We start from the raw sequence: 23,540 nt of genomic DNA, 5'->3' as shown, positions 1-23,540 counted from the left end.
GGGTTATGCACTATTGTTCCGAAATGATCGCCGATCCCGAGATGTCCGAGATCACCAACTTCCGCGGCGAGACGCTCGCCCCCGATCCCGACAGCCGCGGCGAAGCGGCGGTGCGGGCGCTGATCCTGCGCGTCGGCGAACGGGTGCGCAAGGCGCGCGAGCTGAAGGGCATTCCCCGCCGCGTCCTGTCCGAGGTCTCGGGCGTCTCGCCGCGCTATCTGGCGCTGCTGGAGGCGGGCGAAGGCAATATTTCCATCGGCCTGTTGCAGCGGGTGGCGGATGCGCTGGACCACCGCATCGAATGGCTGGTGGGCGAGGATGACCCCTGGACCTCGGAAGCGCTCAGGGTCGCCGAACTCTACCGCGCCGCCCCGGCCGAGGTCCGGGCGCAGGTCCTCGACCACCTGCTGCCGCAGCCCGAAGCCACCGCGCGGCGCCACCGGATCGCGCTGATCGGCCTGCGCGGGGCGGGGAAATCCACGCTGGGCGCCCGGGCCGGCGCGGCGCTGGGCCTGCCCTTTGTCGAGCTCAACCGCGAGATCGAGGATCAGGCCGGCATGCCGGTGAACGAGGTCATGGCCTTCTACGGGCAGGAAGGCTACCGCCGGCTGGAGGCGCAGGCGCTGGGCCGCGTCATCGCCACGCATGAGGCGATGATCCTGGCCGTGGCGGGCGGCATCGTGTCCGAGCCCGAGACCTTCAAGACGCTTCTGGGGAACTTCCACACCATCTGGGTCAAGGCCGCGCCCGCCGAGCATATGAACCGGGTCCGCGCGCAGGGCGACATGCGGCCGATGGCCGGCAACCCCGAGGCGATGGACCAGCTCAAGTTCATCCTCACCAGCCGCGAGACGCTTTACGATCAGGCCCGCGCCAAGCTCGACACCACCGGCCGCAGCGTCGAGGATTCGCTCGCCGATCTGCTGGCCCTGATCCGCGAGCGCGGTTTTCTTTCGTGACGCCAGAGGCGCATCTGGCAAAGCTGCGCGCCCGCCTGTCGCAGGGCGCCCCCCTTGCCGTGACCCGCGCCGCCGTGGCCGGGGGCAGCCCGCAGGCGCTGGGGCTGGCGGTGGCGCTGATCGACACCGGCGCCGCCGTGACCCTGATCGAGGCTGACGACTGGGACGCGGCCCGCGCCCGCGATGCGCTGAAGCGCAGCGGCCGGGGCGCCGGGATCCGGCTGGCGACCACTATGGCCGAGGCGGAGGGCGCCGATCTGCTGGTCGAGGCCTCGGGCGGGGCGGCGGCGGAGCGGATCGGCTTGTTGAGGGCGCTCCTGGCCGCGGCACCGGGGGCACTGGCTGTCAGCCTCGGCCCCGGGGTGACGCTGGGCGCGCTGCGCGAGAGCCTCGGCGCGCCGGTCGCGCTGATCGACACCGACGCGCCGCCGCCCGCCATCGGCCTGATGGAGATCGTCAAGGGTTCTGACATCCGCGCGCTGGGGCTGGCCTGGCGGCTGGGGGCGCTGCCGGTGGTGGTGCCCGGCTTCAAGGGCGCGCGGCTGGTGGCGGCGCTGGAGGACGAGGCCGAGGCGCTGGTCTTCCAGGGCTCCACCCCCTGGGAGGTCGATGCCGCGGCCGAAGGCTTCGGCTTCACCCTCGGCCCCTGCGCGGCGCAGGATCTGCGCGGGCTGGATCGCGCCTTTGCCCGCCATCGGGCACAGGGTCACCCGCTGCCCCTGATCGACCGGATGGTGCCCGAGGGGCGGCTCGGGCGGAAGGGCGGCGTCGGCTGGTATCGCTATCCGGGCGGCGGCGGGCGGGTCATCGACCCGCTGATCGAGGATCTGGCCCGCGAGGAAGCCCATTTCGCCGGGGTCTCCACCCGGCCGATTGCCGAGGCCGAGATCGTCGAACGGTTGCTGAGGGCGCTGGTCCGGTCGGCGCTGTCGCTGAGGATCGAGGCGGGGATCGTCGACCTGATATCGGTCATGGCCTGCGGTTTTCCCGAGGCAAAGGGCGGCGTCCTCTTCCATCACTACCACCCGTAGGGTGCGTGCTCGCACGCACCTTGGGCGGGATGGTGCGTGCGAGCACGCACCCTACGGCATGGCACGAGCCAACGCGCCGCGCAGGGTGGGATTTCATCCCGCCCCCGGCCCATCGCCCCGGCATAACCCGAACAACGCCCCGCGCGAGGCGATGCCCAGCTTGTGATAGGCCCGCCGCCGATAGGTGATGACCGTCCCGGGGGACAGCCCCAACCCGCCCGCGATGGCCTCGGTCTTCTGCCCGGCCAGAATGCCCAGACAGACCGCCCGCTCCCGCTCGCTCAGCGCCGACAGCGCCGGGGGATAGGGCGCCTCGCCCGCTGCTTCGGCCTGCATCAGGATCAGCTGGCCCACCAGCTCGGCCAGCGCCGCATCGACCGGCGCCCCGGCCTCGTAGAGGTTCACCACCAGCCGCCGCCGCGGCCCGGCCAGCAGGACCGAGGTCTTGCCGCTGAGCCCGGGCCGGGTGAAGAAAAGCTCGCGGTAAGCGTCCTCCATCCCCTCGGCCGTGACCCGCAGCAGTCGCCGCTGCCCGGGCTGCAGCCGCCGCAAGGCCGGGCGCAGCGGGTCGTGCAGATGCCAGCCGTCGAGGTAATCGCCCGCCAGCGCCTCGCCCAACCCCTGCCGCGCGTAGTTCCGCGACAGCAGGCAGCGCGCGCTGTCCGGCCCCAGCTCGAAGACCATCACCTGCCGTGCCCCGGTCCGCTCGGCCAGTTCCAGCAGCCTGAGCGGGAAACCGGGCTGACCGATGGCGTCGAGGCAGGCGCCGATCTGGCGGAAGGCCTCTGTCATGCCGTGCCCTCCCATCCTTGCGTCCCCTGAAAAAGGGGACATATCGAAAGCCGGGACCCGGGTAAACGAGGGCCGGACCCCGGACGGAGCATCGCATGAGACCCCAAGGCCGCGGCGAGCATGACTCGCTCTATTTCACCTATCCCCATTTCGACGCCCCGCCGCCCGGCCTGGACCGGACCAGCCCGGTCCCCGTGGCCATCGTCGGCGCCGGTCCCGTGGGCATGGTCGCGGCGCTGGAACTGGCACGGCACGGCCAGCGCTCGGTCCTGATCGAGGCCCGTGACACCTTCAACGACGGCAGCCGCGCCATTTGCCTGTCGCGCTCCAGCTTCCAGATCCTCGACCGGATCGGCGCCCTGCCGCCCTTCCTGGCCAAGGCGCTGCCCTGGACCACCGGGCGCAGCTTCTTCCGCGGCCGGCAGATCCTCGAATTCACCATGCCCGACAGCGCGGACGAGCGCTTTCGGCCGATGTACAACCTGCAACAGCAATATATCGAGCAATTCCTCTGGCAGGCCATCGAAGCCCAGCCGCTGATCGAGACCCGCTGGCAGACCCGCCTCACCGGGATCGAAACCGGCAGGGAGGGCGCGGTGCTGCACCTGACCGACCCCTCCGGCGCCTATGATCTGCCCGCGCGCTGGGTGCTGGCCGCCGATGGCGCGCGCTCCACCGTGCGGCAGGCGCTGGGCCTGCGCCTCAAGGGCGAGAATTTCGAGGGGCGCTACGTCATCGCCGACATCCGCATGCCGCATGATTATCCGACCATCCGCCGCGCCCTGTTCGATCCCGCCTGCCGCCCCGGCGGGACGGTGCTGATCCACCGCCAGCCCGACGACATCTGGCGCATCGACTACCAGCTGGCCGAGGGCGAAAGCGCCGAGGAGGCGACGCGGGAGGAGAATGTCCGCGCCGGCGTGCAGGGCGTGCTGGACGAGATCGGCGAGGCGGGCGCGTGGGATCTGGAATGGTGGTCGGTCTATTCCGCCAACACCCTGGCGCTGGACGAGTACCGCCACGGCCCCGTGGTCTTCATCGGTGACAGCGCCCATATCGTGCCGATCTTCGGGGTGCGGGGGCTGAACAACGGTCTGGCCGACGCCCAGAACATCGGCTGGAAACTGGCGCTGGTGCTGAACGGGCAGGCGGGCGAGGGGCTCCTTGACAGCTACACGCCCGAACGGCGCGGCGCCACGCTCGACGTCTTCGCCAATGCCTCGAAAAGCGCGCGCTTCATGACGCCGCCCAGCTTCGGCACAAGGCTGATGCGCGACGCCGCCCTGTCGCTGGCGCTGCGCTTTCCCTGGGCGGGCGAGCTGGCCAACCCCCGTCAGATGGCGCCCTATACCTATGCCGAAAGCCCGCTGACCCGGCCCGGCGACCCCGGCCCCGGCCCGGCCCCCGGCGCGCTGATCCCGGATGCCAATCTTGGCGACGGGTTCCTGTCGCAACGGATGGGACCGGGCTTCACCCTCGTGACCCTCGGCCCCGCGCCCGAGGTCACGCATCCCCTGCTCACCACCCTCTCCCTGCCCGCCCTCTGGGGCGCCCCCGAAGGCAGCGCCTTCCTGATCCGCCCCGACCTGCATCTCGCCGCCCGCTGGACCTCGGCCGATGCGCAGGTCATCCTGTCCACCCTGACCGCGATGCTGGAGCGCCCATGAACCCCGCCGAACCCCTTTACGAGGCCCTCGCCGCCCATCTCGACCAATTGGGCGAGGCTCAGGCGCCGCTCTTCCTGGCCAAGGCGGCGCTGGCCCTGGCCGAGGCGCTGGGCGATGGCGAGCGCGCGCTGGGCATATTTCGGGATTGTGCGAAGGATCTGTGATGCGCCTGACCAACACCGATATCGTCGAACTCACCGCCTTCCGTCAGGCGCTGCACCGCCAGCCCGAGGTTTCGGGGCAGGAACGCGAAACCGCCGCCGCCATCGCCCGGGCACTACCCGCCCCGGATGCGCTGGTGACGGGGCTCGGCGGTCATGGGGTGGCGGCGGTCTATGACAGCGGCCGGCCGGGGCCGACGGTGATGATCCGCAGCGAACTGGACGCGCTGCCGATTCTGGAACTGACCGGCCTGCCGCATGCCAGCCAGAGCCCCGGCAAAGGCCATCTTTGCGGCCATGACGGGCATTCGACGATCCTGCTGGGGCTGGCCCGGCTGCTGGCCCGGCGGCGTCCCGCAAGCGGTCGCGCCGTGCTGCTGTTCCAACCGGCGGAAGAGGACGGATCGGGCGCCGCCGCGGTGCTGGCCGATCCCCGTTTCGCCGATTTGCAGCCCGATTGGGCGCTCTCCCTGCACAACATGCCGGGCGTGCCGCTGGGCCGCGCCTGGCTGGCGCCCGGTCCCGCCAATTGCGCTTCGCTGGGGCTGAAGGTCACGCTGACCGGCAGCACCGCCCATGCCGCAACCCCGGAAACCGGCCGCGCGCCCACCGCCGCGCTGGCCCGGCTGATCGACGGGTTGCGCGCCCTCGGCCCGGGCGGCGCCCTGGCGCCGGGCTTCCGGCTGGCCACGATCACCCATATCAGGATGGGCGAACCCGCGTTCGGGATCGCCCCCGGCGCGGCCGAGCTCTGGGTGACGCTTCGGGGCCTGACCGACGAGGATCTGGCGACGCTGCTGACCCGCGCCGAGGCCCTGGTCGAGACCGAAGCCGCCGCCGCCGGGCTGGCCGCAAGGTGCGAGATCCACGACGCCTTCGCCGCCTGCCGCAATGACCCCGACGCCACGGCAATCCTGGCCCGCGCGCTGGACGCCCAGGGCATCGGCCATGACCCCGGCGACCTGCCGATGCGCGCCTCCGAGGATTTCGGCCGCTTCGGGACAGGGGCAAAAAGCGCCATGCTGTTCCTCGGCGCCGGATCCGACCACCCGGCGCTGCATGACCAGTATTACGACTTCCCCGACGCGCTGATCGGCCCCGGTGTCGGCCTCTTTGCCCATGCCCTGGGGGAGCTGCTGGGGTAGGCGACGGAAGCCCGGGGGGCCAGCCCCCTCGACTCCCGGCCGCGCCACGGGCGCGGCGTTCGCGGCTGAAACACGCCACTGGCGCGTTTCCGAGACGCCGCTCACCCCCCGCCAAAGGGGACCCTCGGCCCCCTTTGGAAACCCCCGAGGATATTTTCAGAACAAAGATGAAGGTTAAGAGGTCGCTAACCTGCCATCTTTGTTCTCCAAATATCCTCGGGGGTGAATTGGCCGTCAGGCCAAGAGGGGGCAGAAGGCCCCCTGCCTTCCTTGCCAGCCCGCGCCGCCGATGCTACCCCGCAAGGGACGCCCGCTGCCTTCTGGACCCCATGACCCTCACCGTTCTCGGCATCGAATCGAGCTGTGACGACACCGGCGCCGCGCTGGTCAGGGCGGGCGAGGGCGCGCCCGAGGTGCTGGCCCCCGAGATTCTGGCAAATGTCGTCGCGGGCCAGACCGAGCTGCACGCGGCCTTCGGCGGAGTCGTGCCGGAGATCGCCGCCCGCGCCCATGCCGAGAGGCTGGATCTGGTGGTCGAGCAGGCGCTGGCCCGGGCCGGTCTGACGCTCGGCGACCTCGACGCCATCGCCGTGACCGCCGGGCCGGGGCTGATCGGCGGGGTGCTGTCGGGGGTGATGATGGCCAAGGGGCTCAGCGCCGCGACCGGCCTGCCGCTGGTGGGCGTCAACCATCTGGCAGGCCATGCGCTGACCCCGCGGCTGACGGACGGGATCGAATTCCCCTATCTCATGCTGCTCGTCTCGGGCGGGCATTGCCAGTTCCTGCGCGTCGAGGGGCCCGAGAGTTTCACCCGTCTCGGCGGCACCATCGACGATGCGCCGGGCGAGGCCTTCGACAAATGCGCCAAGCTTCTGGGCTTGCCGCAGCCCGGAGGCCCGGCGGTCGAGGCCGAGGCCAGGCAGGGCGACCCGAAGCGGTTCGCCTTTCCCCGACCGCTGCTGGACCGGCCCGGCTGCGACCTCAGCTTTTCCGGCCTCAAGACTGCGCTGATGCGGGCGCGGGATGCGCTGGTCGCCGAACAGGGCGGGCTGACCCGGCAGGACCGCGCCGACCTCTGCGCCGGGTTCCAAGCCGCCATCGCCGACACGCTGGCCGAGAAATCGCGCCGGGCGCTGACCGCCAGCCCCGGCGTCACCGCCTTTGCGGTGGCCGGGGGCGTCGCCGCCAATGCCACGCTGCGCGCCCGGCTGACCGAGGTGGCGGGCGATCTGCCCTTCGTGGCGCCGCCCCTGTCGCTGTGCACCGACAATGCGGCGATGATCGCCTGGGCCGGGATCGAGCGACTGCGCCTTGGCCATGCCGACGACCTGACCCTCGGCGCCCGGCCTCGCTGGCCGCTCGATCCCTCGGCCGTGCCCCTGATCGGATCGGGCAAGCGCGGCGCCAAAGCCTGACCCCAGACAGCCCGTAACCCCGGAGGAACCATGCCCCTTTTCGCCCTCATCTGCACCGACAAGGCCGAATGCGAACCGCTGCGCAAGGCCAACCGCGAGGCGCATCTGGCCTATCTCAACACCTCGGGCGTCACGCTGATGGCCGGGCCCTTCCTGGACGGCGGCGCCATGACCGGCTCGCTGGTGGTGATCGACGTGGCCGACCGCGCCGCGGCCGAGGCCTGGGCCAAGGATGACCCCTATGCCAAGGCCGGGCTCTTCGCCAAGGTCCGCGTCGAGGAATGGAAGAAGGTGATCGGCTGATGGCCTTCTGGCTGATGAAATCCGAGCCCGATGTCTTTTCCTGGGACGATCTGGTCGCCGTGGGCGAGACGGGCGAGGAATGGAACGGGGTCCGCAACTACCTCGCGCGCAACAACATGCGGGCGATGCAATTGGGCGAGAAGGTGTTCTTCTACCATTCCAACATCGGGCTGGAGATCGTCGGCATCGCCGAGGTCTGCGCGTTGTCGCATCCCGACAGCACCACCGAGGATCCCCGCTGGGATTGCGTCGATATCCGTGCGGTTCAGAAACTGCCGCGGCCGGTGACGCTGAAAGAGGTCAAGGCGACGCCCGAACTGACCGAGATGTCGCTGGTGACCTCGATGCGGCTGTCGGTGCAGCCGGTGACCGAGGCGGAATGGGACCTCGTCTGCCGCATGGGCGGGCTCTGAGCCATGGCCGGTCCCCGGGGCGCGGTCAAATCCGCCCCGGACTTACCGCTTCCCAGCGGCAGAATGTCGCGCTAGCCTGCCGGAAAATGCGGCAAGGGAGCGCAACCTATGGATTTTCTGGCGGTCTTCGTGACGGCGGCGGTGGGTTTTGGCATCGGCGCGCTGTGGTATGGCGTGTTCTCGCGCCGCTGGGTCGCGGCCTCGGGCGTGCCGACGGATGACAAGGGCGCGCCGCGCGACGGCGGCAATCCGGTGACCTATGCCCTCGCCTATCTCTGCATCCTGCTGGTGGCGGGGATGATGCGGCATGTCTTTGCCATGTCGGCCATCACCACGGTCAATCTGGGGGTGATGGGGGGGCTCGGGATCGGCCTCTTCCTGATCGCGCCCTGGATTGCGCTGAACATCCTCTTTTCCCAGCGGCCGAAGATCTTGATCCTGATCGACGGCGGCTATGCCGCCATCGCCTGCGCCATCATGGGGGGCGTGCTGCTGCTGTTCTGACGGCTAGCGGGCCGCCCTCCGGGGGGAGGGGGACGGCCCGGTTCCCTCAGGCGCCCTTGCGGCGCTGCCGCCGGCCGAGGGCCAGCATGACGACGAAGGCCACAACGCCCAGCAGCGCCAGACCCAGCACCGGCATGTTCAGCGGGCTGGAATTGTTCACCGCGACACCGATCAGGGCCCAGATCAGCGCGAGACCCAGACCCGGGGCGCGCAGCACTTTCCATTGCACCGTCAGGCCCAGCACCAGCGCCAGCGCCAGCGCCACCAGCGCGGCGGGTGTGGCCTCCATCACGCCCCATCCCGCGAGGATCAGCCCGACCGAGACCGAGGAGGCAGCCAGCAGCCAGCCGGCATAGGTGGCGACGGGAGCCTGGAACCACCAGCGGTCATGGCGCCGGGTGCGGAAGAGCGCGACCAGCGCCAGTGCCAGCATCGCCCAGATCAGCACCGTGGCAGCGATCACGCTGCGTTCGGCCACCGGCAGCCAGAAGATGCCGAGGCCGAGGCTGGCCAGCAGCCAGGGCCGGGCCGGTTGCCAGGCCGGATCCCCGGCCCGTTTCCACAGGCCGAAAGCCGAGGAGACGATCAGCCAGGTATAGAGCAGGCCCCAGATGGCGAAGGTATAGGGCGCGGGCTGCACCGGGGGATTGTCCTGCGGCACCGGGAACAGCGCCGGGTCGAAGCCCGCGAAACTGGTGACGAAGAGGGGCGAAGCGGCGAAGAGGATCGCGGCGAGCAGCAGCAGGGCGGGTATCAGTCGGGTCATCGGGGTTCTCCCTGGGGTCGCAAGGGGCGGGTGCCCCGGCGTGAGATCATGGTGGCGATGGGCCAACCCGCGCGTGCCGCGCGGAACGGCCCATCCTACGGGGTGCCCGGGCGCTCGGGCGCGACGGCGATGGTGCCCTGCGCGGCGGCGACCAGCTTTTCGACGCCCCCGTCCACGGCGACGATATCGCAGCGGCACACGGCTTGCGAGCGTCCTGCACCGATCGCCTCGGCCCGGGCGATCAGGCGCTCGCCCAGACCCGGGCGCAGGTAATTGATCTTCATCTCCAGCGTCACGATCCGCCCGTCCAGCATGGTGCCCCCGGCGAAAGTCAGCGCGTTATCCGCCAGATAGGCCAGCACGCCGCCATGGGCGAAACCGTATTGCTGGCGCAGATCCTCGCGCAGGGGCAGCGACAGCTCGGCCCGCCCCGGGGACAGCGAGACCAGCTCGGTCCCCAGCAAGCGGCTGAAAGGCTGCGCCTCGAGAATGCGGCGGCCCCGGTCCAGGTGTTCGCTCATCGCCCCCTCCTTCGGCTACCGGAGATACTGCCCGGCGGCGCCCGTGGATCAACCCTGCCGTAGCGGCAGAAGCCTAACCAGAGCTTAACGCCCGTCGAGCCCCAGCGCCGCCATGGTCTGCTCCAGCGCCACGCCGCCGGGTTCGATCCCCTCGCGCAGCATCCGCGTTGCCAGATCCATCATCGCGTCGTTCAGCGGCGTCGGCACGCCATGCAGACGCCCCAGCAGGCAGATCTCGCCGTTCAGGTAATCCGTCTCGATCCCGCCGCCGCGCTTCAGGCTTTGCAGCGTCGAATTGCTCATCGGCAGCTGGCCCGGCACCGGCTTGATGTTGACATAGAGCGCGCGGCGCGGGTCGGCCTGGCTCACATCGGCGAAGGGGATGCCCGCGGCGTGCAGCACCGCCTCGGCCTCGGCCTGCAGGGCCTGGCGCAGCGCCTTGTCGTCGGTCGCGACACCATGCGCGGCGCCCGAGATATTGCCGAGGTTCAGCAAGAGCTTGCCGTGTTTCGACCGCATCACCTCGCGGTCGGCGAAGGCCGCGAAACCCGCCGTGGTCAGCAAGGCCGCCAGATCCTCGTCCGCCTGATCGGCGCCCTCGGGATAGCGCCCGATGTCGAACATGCCGAATTTCGGCGAGCAATAGGAGATGACCTCGCCCGGCGTCAGATAGGTCGCGGGCAGCATCACCGTGATGCCATGGACATTGGGCAGGACCCGCAGCGCCAACCGTTCGTTGGCAACCGAGTTCTGCATGCAGAAGACCGGCTGGTCGCGCACCCCGGCCAGCCGCAGCGCCTCGAGCGCGGGGAGCGTGTCCTGAGTCTTCATGCACAGGAGGATCGCGTCATCCGGGCGAAAGGCGATGTCCCCGGGCGCGGCCACCACCGGCACCGGGACCGTCACATCGACATCGGGGCTTATCAGGCGGAGGCCCTTGCCCCGCACCGCCTCCAGCATCCGGCCGCGGGCGATGCCGATCACTTCGGCGCCCGAACGCGCCAGTGCCGCGGCGACGATCCCGCCGATGGCCCCCATCCCGTAGACGATCACCCGCATGCCAGACTCCCTTTCCCGTTGCGCGGATCAGACCCGATCACGCGCCGGGATTCAACCGCCGTTTCAAACGCATACGGGGGCCCGAAGGCCCCCGTGTCCGATCCCGATGCAGGCGGGGTCAGTAGCGGTAGTGATCGGACTTGAAAGGCCCCTCGACCGTCACGCCGATATACTCGGCCTGTTCCGGCTTCAGCTCGGTCAGTTTCACGCCGATCCGGGCGAGGTGCAGGCGCGCGACCTTCTCGTCCAGATGCTTGGGCAGGATATAGACGCCGGGCGCGTACTCACCCTGCTTGGTGTAAAGCTCGATCTGCGCCAGCACCTGGTTGGTGAAGGACGCCGACATCACGAAGCTGGGGTGCCCGGTCGCGTTGCCGAGGTTCAGCAGCCGCCCCTCGGACAGCAGGATGATCCGGCTGCCCGAGGGCATCTCGATCATGTCCACCTGGTCCTTGATGTTGGTCCATTTGTGGTTCTTCAGCTGGGCGACCTGAATCTCGTTGTCGAAGTGGCCGATGTTGCCGACGATCGCCATGTCCTTCATCGCGCGCATATGCTCGATGCGGATCACGTCCTTGTTGCCGGTGGTGGTGATGAAGATATCGGCCGAGCCGGCCACATCCTCCAGCGTCACCACCTCGTAGCCGTCCATGGCGGCCTGCAGGGCGCAGATCGGGTCGATCTCGGTCACTTTCACCCGGGCACCGGCGCCGCGCAGCGAGGCGGCCGAGCCCTTGCCCACGTCGCCATAGCCGCAGACCACGGCGACCTTGCCGGCCATCATCGTGTCGGTGGCGCGGCGGATGCCGTCGACCAGCGATTCCTTGCAGCCGTATTTGTTGTCGAATTTCGACTTGGTGACGCTGTCGTTGACGTTGATCGCCGGGAAGGGCAGCTGGCCCTTCTTGTGCAGGTCATAGAGGCGGTGAACGCCGGTGGTGGTTTCCTCGGAGACGCCCTTGATTTCGGCGCGCTGCTTGGTGAACCAGCCGGGGCTGGCGGCGAGGCGCTTCTTGATCTGCGCGAACAGCGCCTCTTCCTCTTCCGAAGTGGGCACGTCGATCAGGCCGGTTTCACCGGCTTCGACGCGGGCACCCAGCAGGATGTAGAGTGTCGCGTCCCCGCCATCGTCGAGGATCATGTTGCAGGTGCCGCCCTCGCCGCCGAACTGGAAGATGCGGTCGGTGTATTCCCAGTATTCCACCAGCGTCTCGCCCTTGATGGCGAAGACCGGCGTGCCGCTTGCCGCGATGGCCGCGGCGGCGTGGTCCTGGGTCGAGAAGATGTTGCACGACGCCCAGCGCACATCGGCGCCCAGCGCTTTCAGCGTCTCGATCAGCACGGCGGTCTGGATCGTCATGTGCAGGGAGCCGGCGATCTTGGCGCCCTTCAGCGGCTGCGACGCGCCGAATTCCTCACGGCAGGCCATCAGGCCCGGCATTTCGGTTTCGGCGATATCCAGCTCTTTGCGGCCGAAATCGGCGAGCTTGATGTCCTTGACGATGTAATCCGCGGCCATGCCCGGCTCCTGTTCATACCCTGAATTTGCTGCCGAGATAACACTCGGGCCATTCCGCGGCAATGCCAGCCCGGAGTCAGGGTTTGCAGGGGGAAAACGCGGCGCCGGGCAGGGTTTTGGCACCCGGATCAGAACCTGTCAGTCCAGCTTTCACCCGGCCTGAGCCCGGTGCGCGGGTTGCACGGGGTCTCGTCGAACCAGGGCAGCAGCGGGCGGCTCGCGCGCTTGACCGGCGGCTTCTCCGCATCCGGCCAGGAATCAGAGCGGGTGGCGACGCGGAGGGTGGCGTTGAGGATGCCGAACATGGGAAACTCCTTTCGGTTTCTGGCCTCCACTCTGCCAGAAACGCCGCCCCGACCGAAGTTCGGATGGTTTTTTGCCTGTTACCTGTGCTAACATCCGGGGATGGATTGGAAGGAGATCCCCTCGCTGGCCTCGCTCCGCGCGTTCGAGGCGCTGGCGCGTCACGGCAGCCTTTCGGCCGCGGCGCGGGAGCTGAATGTCACCCATGCCGCCGTCTCGCAGCACCTGCGCCAGCTGGAAGCGGATTTCGCCGAACCGCTGGCGCTGCGCGAGGGGCAGGGGATGGCGCTGACCGAGGCCGGGCACGAACTGGCCGCCGCGCTGGGCGAGGGGTTCGCGATGATCGCCGAGGGTGTGGCGCGGATGCGGGCGAGGCGCGAACAGCGCCCCGTCGTGGTGGCGCTGACCCCCTCGTTTGCCGAAAGTTGGCTGATGCCCCGCATGGGCGGCTTCTGGGCCGCGCATCCCGAGGTGGAGGTGCGGCTGGTGCCCGGCATCGCGCTCTCGGACCTGCGCCGTGACGGTATCGACCTGGCGATCCGTTTCGGCGGCGGCACCTGGCCCGGGGTGGAGGCCGAGATGCTGACCGCCAACCGCTTCGCCGTGGTGGCGGCGCCCGGCTATACCAAGGCGCGCTCGCTCGAGGATCTGGGCAAGCTCACCGCGCATGACTGGTTCTTCTCTACCGGCGCCAGCGAGCAGCGGCTCTGGGGCGCGGTGGTCGGCGTCGATTTCCAGACGGTCGGCGCGCGCGAGATGGCCAGCAACGGCATGGTGGTGAGCGCGGTGCGCGCGGGCCTCGGCCTGTCGATCCAGGCCCTGGCGCTGATCGAGCCCGATCTGCAATCGGGCCAGTTGATCGCCCTGCACGAAGGCGACGCGGCGGGGCTGGGATACTACATCGTCACCCGGCCCGAACCGCTGTCACCCGGCGCGCAGATCTTCCGCCGCTGGCTGCGGCGCGCCGCGGGTTAGGCCGGATCCTGCCCCAGCCGGGGCAGGAAGGCGGCCAGGATCCCCAGCGCCGGCAGGAAGGCGCAGAGGTGATAGACGAACTCGATGCTGGTCGCATCGGCCACCAGACCCAGCGCCGCCGCCGCGATCCCGCCGATCCCGAAGGAAAGGCCGAAGAACACGCCCGCGATCAGGCCGACCCGGCCCGGCACCAGCTCTTGCGCGAAGACCACGATGGCCGGGAAGGCCGAGGACAGGATCAGCCCGATGAAGACGGTCAGCACCCCGGTCCAGAAGAGGTTGGCATAGGGCAGCGCCAGCGTGAAGGGCAGCACGCCCAGGATCGACACCCAGATCACCGCCCGCGTGCCGATCTTGTCGCCGATCGGCCCGCCGAAGATCACCCCCGCGGCCGAGGCGGCGAGGAAGATGAACAGCATCATCTGCGCTTCCTGCGTGCTCAGCTCGAACCGCTCGATCAGGAAGAAGGTGTAATACGAGCTGATCGAGGCGATATAGGCGTTCTTGGTGAAGACGAGGAAGGCCAGCAGGGTGATGGTGATGACCACCGTCCGCTTCGGCAGCCCATGGGCGCGGGCAGGGGCCACGGCCTTTTTCGTCCGCCGATGGTTGGCGTGCCAGCGCCCGACCTGGCTGAGGATCGCCATGCCGACCAGCGCCAGCAGCGCGAACCAGGCGACCGAGGCCCGGCCCGAGGGCACGACGATGAACGCGGCCAGCAAGGGCCCCGCGGCATGGCCCGCGTTGCCGCCGACCTGGAAGAAGCTCTGCGCGGTGCCGAACTTGCGTCCCGCGGCGGCGCGGGCGACGCGGCTGGCCTCAGGATGGAAGACGGCCGAGCCGATGCCGATCAGCGAGGCGCCCATCAGCAGGAAGCCGTAGCTCGGCGCATTGGCCAGCAGCAGAAGGCCCAGCATGGTCGAGCCCATGCCCAGCGTCAGCGATTGCGCGAAGGGGTAGCGGTCGGTGATCGTGCCGACCAGCGGCTGCAGGACCGAGGCCGTGCCCATGAAAGCCAGCGACATCAGGCCGATTTGTGTGAAGCTCAACGAGAATTCGTCATGAAGCAGCGGATAGCTTGCCGAAAGCACCGACTGCATCACATCGTTGATAAAATGGCACACAGCAATCGACAGGATCACCAGATACTGGGTCTGAACCACCGCCTGCGCCGATTGCGGGGACGGGGTGCCGATGGTGGGCTGAGGGACGGTCGAGTCGGCCATCGCAGCTTCCTTCACATGTTCACGGGTGAACTGAACCTCGGCGCCCTTTCTGTCAAGCGTCTGGCAGGCGAATCCGGCAAGGCGCCTTTCCGCCACGGCAGGCGCCGGGCCGCCAAACCGGGGCAATCGGGTGTTGTCCGCTGGGGGGCTTTGTGCGACATCTTGAAAAAAGGCGGTACGACAAGAGGACAGCGCGTGGGCAACGCGACGGCAGGACGGCGGGGAAACCCGGGCGCCGCCGGGGTGGCAGGGACTCCGGGATTCCGGGTCGGTGGCTCCCGGTTGTCTTGGTTTTTTGCCGTCGGACTGATCGCTTTGCTGCCGCTGAGCACGCCTGCCAAAGCCTTGGAATCCCTTGATCTCAACGTCCCGGGCGCCTCGGACGCGCTGCGCGAGACGCTGGAAGCCAGCTCGCTGCTGATGACCGCGCAGGCGGCCGAGCGGACCGCGCCGCTGGACCTGATGGCGGCGGCACGGGCGGAATACGGGCGGCTCATCAACCTGCTCTACGAGGAAGCCTATTACGCCCCGGTGATCCATGTGCTGGTCGACGGGCGCGAGGCGGCGGATATCTCGCCCCTCTCGAACCCGTCGCGGATCGACCGGATCGTCATCAACATCGAGCTCGGGCCCGAATTCACCTTCGGCACGGTCTCCATCGCGCCGCTGGCCCCGGGCACCGACTTGCCCGAAGAATTCGCCGCCGGCCAGCCGGCGCGTTCGACCGTCGTGCGCGCGGCGCTGGGCGCGGCGATGGATGCCTGGCGCGATCAGGGCTACGCGCTGATCGAGCCGACCGGCCAGCAGGTGGTGGCCAACCACGCCGCGCAGCGCCTCGATGTGCGGTTGTCGCTGGCGCCGGGGCCGCAGCTGCATGTCGGCAGCGTCATCCCGGCCGGGAACGAGCGCACGCGGGGCGAGCGGGTCGTCGATATCGCCGGGCTTGACCGCGGCGAGCTGCACACGCCCGAGGCCATCTCCGAGGCCGAGACGCGGCTGCGCCAGACCGGCACCTTCTCCTCGGTGGTGCTGGAAACCGCCGAACGCGCCAATCCCGACGGCACCATCGACGTGACCGCCCGGGTGGACGAGGCCCTGCCGCGCCGCATCGGCTTCGGGGTCGAGGTGGACAGCGAATCCGGCGTGCGGCTCAGCGGTTTCTGGCTGCACCGCAACCTGTTGCGCGGGGCCGAGCGGCTGCGGCTTGAGGCGGCGATCGACGGGATCGGCGCCCGGGTCGGCGGCATCGGCTTCACGCTGGACGCGCGCTATACCCGGCCCGCGACCTTCAACCGCGACACCGATCTGGAACTCGGCCTCAACGCCGTGCGGCTGAACGAGCGCGACTACGAGGCCGACGCCTACGAGGCCTCGGCCCAGCTGGTGCGCCGTTTCGGCGAGGCGTTCAGGATCAGCGGCGGAGCGGTGCTGCGCTTCGAGAACGCGGCATTTTCCGGCGTGGACCGCAATTTCGGCACTTTCGGCCTGCCGGTCGCCGTGACCCGGGACACCCGCGACGAGGCGCTCGACGCCACGCGCGGCCATTACCTCTGGGCCGAGGCGATGCCCTATTTCGGTTTCGCCGGTGCGGACAGCGGATTGCGGCTGCGCTTTGACGGCCGGGTCTATCTGGGGCTGGGCAGCGAGAACCGGATCGTGCTGGCCGGGCGCGGGCAATTGGGCGCGGTGATCGGCCCCGATATCGACGCCACGCCCCGCGGCTTCCTGTTCTATTCCGGCGGCGGCGGCAGCGTGCGCGGCCTGCCCTATCAATCGCTGGGCGTGGCCGGGCCGCCGCCCTCGGGCGGGCGGGGTTTCGCCGCGCTCTCGGGCGAGGTGCGGGTGCGGGTCAACGAAAGCTGGCAGGTGGTGGGTTTCGCCGATGCCGGCGCGGTTTCGTCCGAGGTCTTCTCCGGCGCCACCGGCTGGCACGCGGGCGCGGGCTTCGGCATCCGCTACGCCACGCCGATCGGCCCCCTGCGGCTGGATCTGGCCGTGCCGGTGCGCCGCAACGCGGGGGTCACCGGCAACAATCTGCAGATCTATCTCGGCATCGGCCAGGCGTTCTGATGCGGGAACGGCGCGCTTTCTCCCGGGCTGCGGAGCGCCCCCTCCGCCGTCATCGCTGGCTGCTTGCCGGGCTTGTGGCGCTGCTGATGCTGATCGCCGCCCCCCTGCCGATGGCCGCGCAGGACACCAGCGAGGATGTCGGCATCCTGGCCGGCACGCTGCAGGACCTGTTGTCCGATGCCGGGCGCGACGTGCGGATCCGCGGCTTCGAGGGGGCGCTGTCCTCGCGCGCCACGGTGCGCGAGATTTCCATCGCCGACGATCAGGGCATCTGGATCACGCTCACCGATGTGGTGATCGACTGGAACCGCTCGGCGCTGCTCAACCGCCGGGTCGAGATCAACGAACTCAGCGCCGGGCGCATCGACATCGCCCGCCTGCCCAATACCGCGCCCGCCGACAACAACCTGCCCAGCCCCACCGCGCGCGAGGATTTCTCGCTGCCGGAACTGCCGGTGGCGCTGCTGATCGGCGAGGTGCGCGCGGGGCTTGTGCATCTGGAACCGCCGGTGATCGGGCAGGTGGCCGAGTTCACGCTGACCGGATCGGCGCAATTGCAGGGCGGGCAGGGCGTGGCCCGGTTCGACGCCCACCGCACCGACGGGCAGGAGGGCGCCTTCCGCTTCGCCGGGGATTTCGACAACGAAAGCCGCAACCTGACGCTGGATCTGGAACTGACCGAGGGCGGCGGCGGCATCGTCGCCACGCTGCTCAACATCCCCGAGCGTCCGGCGCTGGGCATGCGGGTGCAGGGCGCGGGACCGATCAGCACCTTCGGCGCCGACATCACCCTCTCGACCGATGGCGAGGAGCGCGTGACCGGCCGTTTCGCCGTGGTCGACGATTCGCCGGAAACCGGCGTGCTGTCGGGCGGTGGCTTCTCGCTGGATATCGAGGGCGATTTGCGGCCGCTGCTGGTTGCCGACCTGCATCCGTTTTTCGGCGCAAGCTCCCGCCTGCGCGCCACCGGCACCCGCTCGGACGAGGGCGAGATCGACCTGCCGGAACTGACCATCTCGACCCGGGCGATGCGGGTGAACGGCAGCGCCGCCTTCAGCGCCCAGGGCGTGCCGCGCATGGTGCAGCTGACCGCCGGCATCTCGCGCGAGGATGGCGAGCCGGTGCTCTTGCCCGGCACCTCGGGCGCGGGGCATCTGCGCAGCGCCAACCTGACCATTGCCTATGACGAAAGCCAGTCGCGCGACTGGCAGGTCCGGGCCGAGATGGACCGGCTGGACCTGACCGACCTGACCATCGCCACCGCCACGCTCAACGGGCGCGGGCGGCTCAACGCCACCGAACAGGCGCCCCTGCCCGGTGACGCGCAGGTGCCGCTGTTCGAGGGCGTCTTCGAATTCCAGGCGCAGGGCGTCGATGCCGCCGATCCTGCTTTGCAACAGGCCATCGGCAGCAGCTTTTTCGGCCTTGCCAGCCTCAACTGGCCCGGCGCCGACAGCCCCATCGAACTGACCGGCCTTGCCTTCGAGGGGCAGACCGTCTCGCTCACCGCCTATGGCCAGCTGACCGGGCTGAATTTCGACGGCTATGTCGAATTCGAGGCGCCGGATCTGTCGGCCTTCAGCGCGCTGGCCGGGCGGCCCTTGGGCGGGCATGCGCTGGCCAACATGCAGGGCAGCGTCAACCCGCTGACCGGCGCGCTGGACCTGACGTCCAACCTGACCACGCGCGACCTTTCGGTCGGTATTGCCGAGGCAGACGCGCTGCTGGCCGGTCAGGCCGGGATCGAGCTGTCGATCCGCCGCGATACCGAGGGCACGACGCTGCGCTCGCTCAGCCTGACGGCGGGCACGCTGCAGCTTTCGGCCGAGGGCTCGCTGGAACCCGGCGCCGCCGATGTCAGCGCGCGGCTTGTCGCCTCGGATCTCTCGCGGCTGGGCGCGGGCTATGGCGGGCAGGCGGCGCTCGATGCACGGCTCTCGACCACCGCCAGCGCCACGCGGGTCCAGCTGGACGGCACCGTCTCGGATCTGGCACTGGCCGATCTGCCCGCGGCCGGGATCCTGGGCGGGATCTTCACCGGCACCAACCGGCTGCTGGCCGATCTGGTCATCGCCGATGGTGTCACGCAGGTGGTCCAGGCCTCGCTTCAGGGCCCGCGGCTGGAGATGGAGGCCGAGGGCGCCTATTCCGCCACCGCCCCCGACCTGACGCTGAGGATGCTCAGGCTCGATCTGGCGGCACTGACCCCGGGCGGGCGGGGCGCGATCAGCGGCCGGGCCGAGATGAACGGCGCCGCAGGCACCACCCGCTACGCGCTGGCGGTCGAGGGTGAGGGGCCGCTCGCCACCGGCATCGCCCAGGTCGATGCGCTGATCGGCAGCGGCCTGTCGCTGATGGCCCGGGCCACGGCGACCGATAGCGGCGCCATCGCCATCGACAGCGTGCAGCTGACCGCCGACGGGCTGCGCGCCAGCGTGAGCGGCGTGCAGCAGGCCACCGGCGCCGCCCGCTTCACCATCGACGCGGCGATCGAGAACATCGGCCGTCTGGTGCCCGGCATCGGCGGGCGGGTGACGCTGGGCGGCGACGTGACGCGCGGCGCGGGGGCCACGGCCTATGGCGTCGATCTGCGGCTGGCGGGGCCCTCGGGGCTGAACGCCACCACCACCGGGCGGATCAACGACGATTTCACCGTGGCGCTGGCTTTCAACGGTCAGGCCGACAGCGTGCTCCTGAACCCGATGCTGGAACCTGCCAGCGTCTCGGGCGTGGTGCGGTTCGACGGGTCGATGAACGGTCGCCCGGGGCTCGAGGCGCTGCGGCTCACCGCCAGCCTGGGCGGCGGGCGCTATTCGCTGCCCGCGGTCGGCGTCGCCTTCCAGGATATCGAGGCCAGCGCCCGGCTGAACGGTGCCAGCGCGCAGATCGAGCTGTCGGGCAATTCGCTGTCGGGCGGGCGGGCGACGATCTCGGGCGGGATCCGGCTGGACCGGGGCAGCAGCGCCGACCTCAGCATCCGGGTCGACGATCTGATGGTGCAGCAGCCGCGGCTCTTCGATGCGCGGGTGTCCGGCACCTTCCGGCTGAACGGCCCGCTCAGTGCCGGGGCGCTGGTCTCGGGCGATGTCACGGTGAACGAGGCCGAGATCCGCATCCCCAATTCGCCCCTCGGCCGGGCCGGGATCGGCCTGCAGGGCCTGACCCATGTCGCCGAGGACGCCGCCAGCCGCCAGACCCGCATCAACGCGGGCATCGCCACGGGCACCCGGGTCGGCGCGGCGCCGGTGCCGCTCAGGCTGGACCTGCGGCTCAATGCGCCGGGGCGGGTCTTCGTGCGGGGCCGGGGGCTGGACGCGGAACTGGGCGGCACGCTGACCCTGGGCGGCAACACCCGGACCGTGGTGCCCGCGGGCAATTTCACCCTGATCCGTGGCCGTCTGGACCTCTTGGGCAACCGTTTCACCCTGACCGACGGCTCGGCCAGCATGGTCGGCAGCTTCATGCCCTTCATCCGCCTGACCGCCACCACCGAAAGCGACGGCGTGCTGACCTCGGTCACGCTGTCGGGGCAGGCGGACAGTCCTGAGATCAGCTTCTCCTCGGTCCCCGAACTGCCCGAGGACGAGGTGATGGCGCGGCTGATCTTCCGCCGCTCGCTGACCTCGCTCAGCCCGTTCCAGGCGGCGCAGCTGGCCATGTCGGTGGCCACCCTGACCGGGCGCGCGGACAATTCCATCCTGTCCCGCACGCGTGAGGCGATGGGCCTCGACGACCTCGATTTCACGGTGAATGACGCGGGCAATACCCAGCTCAGGGCCGGGCGGCATATCGGCGACCGGCTCTATACCGATGTCAGCGTCGATTCGACCGGGCAGGGCCAGGTGACGATCAACCTGGACCTGATGCCCAATGTCACGCTCCGGGGCCGCGCCGATACCTCGGGCGGCTCCGGCGTCGGCCTGTTCTACGAACGCGACTATTGAGGCGGGCTCAGCCCTTCATGAACACCCGCCGGAAGGCCGGACGCTCGGCAATGCGCCTGGCATAGTCCTGCAGCGCCGGTTCGGTGATCTCGAATTTCGCCGCCCGCGCCCAGATCAGGCAATGCGCCAGCACGATATCGGCCACGGTGAAATCGTCGCCCGTGACATAGGGCCGCTCACCCATCCGCCGCACCAGCGAGGCCTGGTTGACCGAGAATTCCCAACGCAGCGAATCCTTCACCTCGGGCACCCGGCGCTCGGCGGGCAGGATGAAGCTGTGCCGGGCCGAGGTCCAGAGCACCGCGTCGAATTCGTCCAGCAGCAGGTGCAGCATCGCATCCTGCCGCGCCCGGTCCAGCGTTCCGGCGGCGGCGGTGAAGCGGCCATGCGCATCGGCCAGATACTGGATGATCGCCGTCGAATCGGTCAGCGGCTCGCCATCGACCAGCAGGACCGGAACCTTGCCGCGCGGGTAGTGGCGGGTGACTTCCTCGGCATGCGGCTTCACGCCGACATGCTCATAGGGCACGCCCAGTTCTTCCAGCATCCACAGCGCGCGGCCGGCGCGGGTGCTGGCGGCACCGATCAGCGTGTATTGGGTCATCTTGCGTCCTCCCTTGGCGTTGCCGCATCAAGACACGCGCCCCGGGTGCCCGCAAGCCTATGGCCAGGGAATCACCGTCAGTTCCGGCCAGTGACGTTGCTGTCGCTCGGCCTTGGCCGCATGCGTGGCGCGGTTGTCGAGCCGCGTGTTCGGCTCCAGCCGGAAGGCGAAGATCGGCTCCAGCCCGTAGGGCGCGTACAGGGTCAGGCTGTCGTCCGCTTCCAGCCTGAGCCCCACGCAATGGGTGGTGCAGGCGAAAAGGTCGATGGCCCCGGCCGAGGTCCGGATCGCCGGATAGGTCCTGCCGAAATGCGCCGGATACCAGAGCGGCACGCGCGCCTGATTGCGCAGCTCCACCGGCGGGGCGGGCGGGAAGAGGGCGGCGGCGCGGCGGATCTGCCGGTCCTCGGCCGCGTAGCTGGTGTCGGGGTCGAAATAGAAGAGGTCGATGTCCTTGACCCCGTGCATTTCGGGTCGATCCGTCAGGGCGTTCCAGACCTGCCCGTAGATCGCCCCCGAGACCAGCCACCAATCGGGCAGCGCCATGTCCCGGGCCAGATGCAGGGTCCGCATCAAGACCGGGCTGTCGCCCACGATCCCGAGGAGCGCGGCGCGCTGGACCTCGGGGTCCGCGCCCTTCAGCCGCAGATGGCTCACCGCCGCGCCGCCATCCGCGCCAGCCTGAGAAGCGCGCGTTCGGCCACCGCCTGCAACGGCGCCCGCGTGGTGGAGCGCAGCGTCAGGTCGGTGGTGGTCAGATCCTTCAGCGCCTCTTCGACCCGGGGCAGGGTCCAGCGCTGCGCCTGCCTGAGCAGCTTGTCGCGGCGGGGGCCGAAGACCGGCGGCTTCAGCGTGCCGATCCCCTGCGACGGCCCCCCCGGCGCGCTGAGCAGCGCGTGCAGAAGCCGCATGTGGCGGGTGGCGGCGATGCAGATCGTGACCGGCGTCACCCCCTGCGCCGCCAGCCGCGACAGGATCGGCGCGAGGTCGGCAACGCGTCCCTCGGCCAGCGCCTCGATGATGTCGTCAACGTCCGCCTCGCTGCTTTGCGGGGCCAGCAGGGCGACCTCGGCCGGGGTCAGCGGCTGCGGATCGTTCAGCTTGTAAAGCGCGATGCGGGTCAGGGTCTGGCGGAAATCGCCGGGCTCCAGCAGCTGCCCCAGCGCCACCAGATCTCCCAGCGTCTGCGGCGGCACATCGCCCAGCCCCTCGGCGCGGAGCATCCCTTCGATCTCGGCCCTTCCCGGGGGATCGTCGTAAACGGCAAGGCAGAGCGCCCGCTTGTCCCCCTCGAAGAGCTTGCGCAGTTTCGAGCCCGGCGTCAGCGCCCCCGCCGTCACCACCAGCAGCGCGTCGCCCTCGGCCCATTCGGCCAGCGCCGCCTTCAGCGCCTCGGCCGCGGTATCGGTCGCGTCATCCACCACCACGGCGCGCGGCCCGGGGAAGAAGCCCTGCGCTTTCAGCGCATCGACTGCGGCGGCGGCGTCGCGGCGCAGATCGCTGCCGGGCATCCGCGTCAGCCGCATCTCGGTGTCCGCGTTCGGGCCGACATGGGCGCTGACCACCGTCACCCGCCGTTCGCTGACCCGCATCGCATCGGCGCCGTAGATCAGCAGTCCCGGGACCCTGGGATCGGGGCGGTTCAGAAAACCCGCCGCATCGCGGGGCGAGAGTTTCATGCCGCGGGAAGGCCCGGCTCGGTGTAAAGCCGCGTCACCAGCGAGTCGGCCAGCATCCGCATCAGCCGCAATTCGGCATCCTCGGCGGCGGTGGAGCTGGCGAATTGCGTGCCGGTGGTGGAATAGGCGGTGTTGCCCTCGACCTGGCCCTCGGCCAGCGTGGCGCCGGTGGCGATCTCGGTCAGGGTGAAATGCAGCGTGCCGAAGACCTGGATCCGGGTGTCGCCGAAGTCCTTCACCGCGCCGCCGCCGTCCTCGCGCGTCTCGATCCGGTAGGACAGCGCGAATCGCGGGGCGGCGGGACGGCCCAGCCGTTCCTCGAAGGCGTGCAGGAACTGGAAATCGGCACGGGTGACGGGATCGTCGGCGCGCACCGCGTTCTGCAGCACCCGGCCCGCGCCGCCTTCGCCATAGACCGGGCGGAAGCCGCAACCGGCCAGCGCCATGAGGCCCCCTGCCATCAGGAAGCCCCGCCGGTTCAAGC

The 23,540-nt window shown here is 69.9% G+C and carries 23 protein-coding genes; 12 read left to right on the top strand and 11 right to left on the bottom strand.

Translation table 11 applies throughout. The annotated features are described in order from the left end of the window. Nucleotides 1–5 precede the first annotated feature (5 nt). Nucleotides 6–959: a helix-turn-helix transcriptional regulator gene (locus DDE23_RS14345; RefSeq protein WP_337589836.1), complete on the top strand. Its 954-nt coding sequence runs from the start codon at nucleotides 6–8 to the stop codon at nucleotides 957–959. Further along, complete coding sequence (locus tag DDE23_RS14340; protein WP_107752431.1) at nucleotides 956–1,990, top strand: 3-hydroxyacyl-CoA dehydrogenase family protein; 1,035 nt, start codon at nucleotides 956–958, stop codon at nucleotides 1,988–1,990. Before DDE23_RS14345 ends, DDE23_RS14340 begins: the two co-directional genes overlap by 4 nt. A gap of 93 nt (nucleotides 1,991–2,083) precedes the next feature. Here the strand turns inward: DDE23_RS14340 and DDE23_RS14335 are convergent, their stop codons facing one another. Then, nucleotides 2,084–2,782 carry a helix-turn-helix transcriptional regulator gene (locus DDE23_RS14335; protein ID WP_157958037.1) on the bottom strand — a complete coding sequence of 233 codons (699 nt, stop codon included), beginning with the start codon at nucleotides 2,780–2,782 and terminating at the stop codon, nucleotides 2,084–2,086. A 95-nt stretch (nucleotides 2,783–2,877) separates the two neighbouring features. Here DDE23_RS14335 and DDE23_RS14330 point away from each other — a divergent pair, with 95 nt between their 5' ends. The 7 genes from DDE23_RS14330 to DDE23_RS14305 all read left to right on the top strand — a co-directional run bounded on the left by DDE23_RS14330 (nucleotide 2,878) and on the right by DDE23_RS14305 (nucleotide 8,390). Then, complete coding sequence (locus DDE23_RS14330; protein ID WP_107752429.1) at nucleotides 2,878–4,449, top strand: FAD-dependent monooxygenase; 1,572 nt, start codon at nucleotides 2,878–2,880, stop codon at nucleotides 4,447–4,449. After that, a complete protein-coding gene (locus tag DDE23_RS25325; protein ID WP_170121868.1) occupies nucleotides 4,446–4,613 on the top strand; it encodes a hypothetical protein in 168 nt (55 codons plus the stop codon). Before DDE23_RS14330 ends, DDE23_RS25325 begins: the two co-directional genes overlap by 4 nt. After that, on the top strand, nucleotides 4,613–5,755 hold the full coding sequence (locus DDE23_RS14325) for an amidohydrolase (RefSeq protein WP_107752428.1): 1,143 nt from the start codon (nucleotides 4,613–4,615) through the stop codon (nucleotides 5,753–5,755). Before DDE23_RS25325 ends, DDE23_RS14325 begins: the two co-directional genes overlap by 1 nt. Nucleotides 5,756–6,084: 329 nt before the next feature. Then, entirely contained in the window at nucleotides 6,085–7,170 is a 1,086-nt protein-coding gene (gene tsaD, locus DDE23_RS14320) for a tRNA (adenosine(37)-N6)-threonylcarbamoyltransferase complex transferase subunit TsaD (RefSeq protein ID WP_107752427.1), read from the top strand. Nucleotides 7,171–7,200: 30 nt separating this feature from the next. Then, nucleotides 7,201–7,473, top strand: coding sequence for a YciI family protein (locus tag DDE23_RS14315; protein WP_107752426.1), 273 nt, complete (start codon nucleotides 7,201–7,203; stop codon nucleotides 7,471–7,473). Continuing rightward, the gene (locus DDE23_RS14310) at nucleotides 7,473–7,886 is read left to right on the top strand and encodes an EVE domain-containing protein (RefSeq protein ID WP_107752425.1); all 414 of its coding nucleotides are present in this window, start codon (nucleotides 7,473–7,475) and stop codon (nucleotides 7,884–7,886) included. The genes DDE23_RS14315 and DDE23_RS14310 overlap by 1 nt, the downstream gene beginning before the upstream one ends. 108 nt (nucleotides 7,887–7,994) lie before the next feature. Beyond that, complete coding sequence (locus DDE23_RS14305; RefSeq protein ID WP_107752424.1) at nucleotides 7,995–8,390, top strand: DUF1761 domain-containing protein; 396 nt, start codon at nucleotides 7,995–7,997, stop codon at nucleotides 8,388–8,390. A gap of 46 nt (nucleotides 8,391–8,436) precedes the next feature. Here the strand turns inward: DDE23_RS14305 and DDE23_RS14300 are convergent, their stop codons facing one another. The 5 genes from DDE23_RS14300 to DDE23_RS25125 all read right to left on the bottom strand — a co-directional run bounded on the left by DDE23_RS14300 (nucleotide 8,437) and on the right by DDE23_RS25125 (nucleotide 12,560). Then, nucleotides 8,437–9,156: a hypothetical protein gene (locus DDE23_RS14300; protein WP_107752423.1), complete on the bottom strand. Its 720-nt coding sequence runs from the start codon at nucleotides 9,154–9,156 to the stop codon at nucleotides 8,437–8,439. A 95-nt stretch (nucleotides 9,157–9,251) separates the two neighbouring features. Next, on the bottom strand, nucleotides 9,252–9,677 hold the full coding sequence (locus DDE23_RS14295) for a PaaI family thioesterase (protein ID WP_107752422.1): 426 nt from the start codon (nucleotides 9,675–9,677) through the stop codon (nucleotides 9,252–9,254). 84 nt (nucleotides 9,678–9,761) lie between these two features. Next, on the bottom strand, nucleotides 9,762–10,736 hold the full coding sequence (locus tag DDE23_RS14290) for a ketopantoate reductase family protein (protein ID WP_107752421.1): 975 nt from the start codon (nucleotides 10,734–10,736) through the stop codon (nucleotides 9,762–9,764). 118 nt (nucleotides 10,737–10,854) lie between these two features. Then, nucleotides 10,855–12,255: an adenosylhomocysteinase gene (ahcY, locus tag DDE23_RS14285; RefSeq protein ID WP_107752420.1), complete on the bottom strand. Its 1,401-nt coding sequence runs from the start codon at nucleotides 12,253–12,255 to the stop codon at nucleotides 10,855–10,857. A 128-nt stretch (nucleotides 12,256–12,383) separates the two neighbouring features. Beyond that, nucleotides 12,384–12,560: a hypothetical protein gene (locus DDE23_RS25125; RefSeq protein ID WP_157958035.1), complete on the bottom strand. Its 177-nt coding sequence runs from the start codon at nucleotides 12,558–12,560 to the stop codon at nucleotides 12,384–12,386. Nucleotides 12,561–12,660: 100 nt separating this feature from the next. On the opposite strand from DDE23_RS25125, the gene DDE23_RS14280 reads away from it, so the two are divergent. After that, the gene (locus DDE23_RS14280; RefSeq protein ID WP_107752419.1) at nucleotides 12,661–13,533 is read left to right on the top strand and encodes a LysR family transcriptional regulator; all 873 of its coding nucleotides are present in this window, start codon (nucleotides 12,661–12,663) and stop codon (nucleotides 13,531–13,533) included. Here DDE23_RS14280 and DDE23_RS14275 read toward each other — a convergent pair. Further along, nucleotides 13,530–14,759: an MFS transporter gene (locus tag DDE23_RS14275; protein WP_107752418.1), complete on the bottom strand. Its 1,230-nt coding sequence runs from the start codon at nucleotides 14,757–14,759 to the stop codon at nucleotides 13,530–13,532. The two genes, DDE23_RS14280 and DDE23_RS14275, sit on opposite strands and share 4 nt — an antisense overlap. A 345-nt stretch (nucleotides 14,760–15,104) precedes the next feature. On the opposite strand from DDE23_RS14275, the gene DDE23_RS14270 reads away from it, so the two are divergent. Together DDE23_RS14270 and DDE23_RS14265 are read left to right on the top strand one after the other, a co-directional pair. Continuing rightward, complete coding sequence (locus DDE23_RS14270; protein ID WP_170121867.1) at nucleotides 15,105–16,829, top strand: autotransporter assembly complex protein TamA; 1,725 nt, start codon at nucleotides 15,105–15,107, stop codon at nucleotides 16,827–16,829. Nucleotides 16,830–16,915: 86 nt separating this feature from the next. Then, the gene (locus DDE23_RS14265; protein ID WP_133239575.1) at nucleotides 16,916–20,773 is read left to right on the top strand and encodes a translocation/assembly module TamB domain-containing protein; all 3,858 of its coding nucleotides are present in this window, start codon (nucleotides 16,916–16,918) and stop codon (nucleotides 20,771–20,773) included. Nucleotides 20,774–20,780: 7 nt separating this feature from the next. On the opposite strand, the gene DDE23_RS14260 is transcribed toward DDE23_RS14265, so the two are convergent. From DDE23_RS14260 to DDE23_RS14245, 4 genes are read right to left on the bottom strand one after another with little or no spacing between them, the layout of a single operon-like run. Beyond that, nucleotides 20,781–21,377: a glutathione S-transferase family protein gene (locus tag DDE23_RS14260; RefSeq protein WP_107752415.1), complete on the bottom strand. Its 597-nt coding sequence runs from the start codon at nucleotides 21,375–21,377 to the stop codon at nucleotides 20,781–20,783. 57 nt (nucleotides 21,378–21,434) lie between these two features. After that, nucleotides 21,435–22,034 (bottom strand): nucleotidyltransferase family protein, encoded by a 600-nt coding sequence (locus tag DDE23_RS14255; RefSeq protein WP_202863266.1) that lies wholly within the window; start codon nucleotides 22,032–22,034, stop codon nucleotides 21,435–21,437. Beyond that, a complete protein-coding gene (holA, locus tag DDE23_RS14250) occupies nucleotides 22,031–23,056 on the bottom strand; it encodes a DNA polymerase III subunit delta (RefSeq protein WP_107752414.1) in 1,026 nt (341 codons plus the stop codon). Before holA ends, DDE23_RS14255 begins: the two co-directional genes overlap by 4 nt. Then, nucleotides 23,053–23,517 carry a hypothetical protein gene (locus DDE23_RS14245; RefSeq protein WP_157958034.1) on the bottom strand — a complete coding sequence of 155 codons (465 nt, stop codon included), beginning with the start codon at nucleotides 23,515–23,517 and terminating at the stop codon, nucleotides 23,053–23,055. The genes holA and DDE23_RS14245 overlap by 4 nt, the downstream gene beginning before the upstream one ends. Nucleotides 23,518–23,540 lie beyond the last annotated feature (23 nt).

This window comes from Pararhodobacter aggregans (genome assembly GCF_003075525.1).
In the GTDB taxonomy this organism is placed as follows: domain Bacteria; phylum Pseudomonadota; class Alphaproteobacteria; order Rhodobacterales; family Rhodobacteraceae; genus Pararhodobacter; species Pararhodobacter aggregans.
This window is presented reverse-complemented; position numbering and strand designations above follow the sequence as displayed.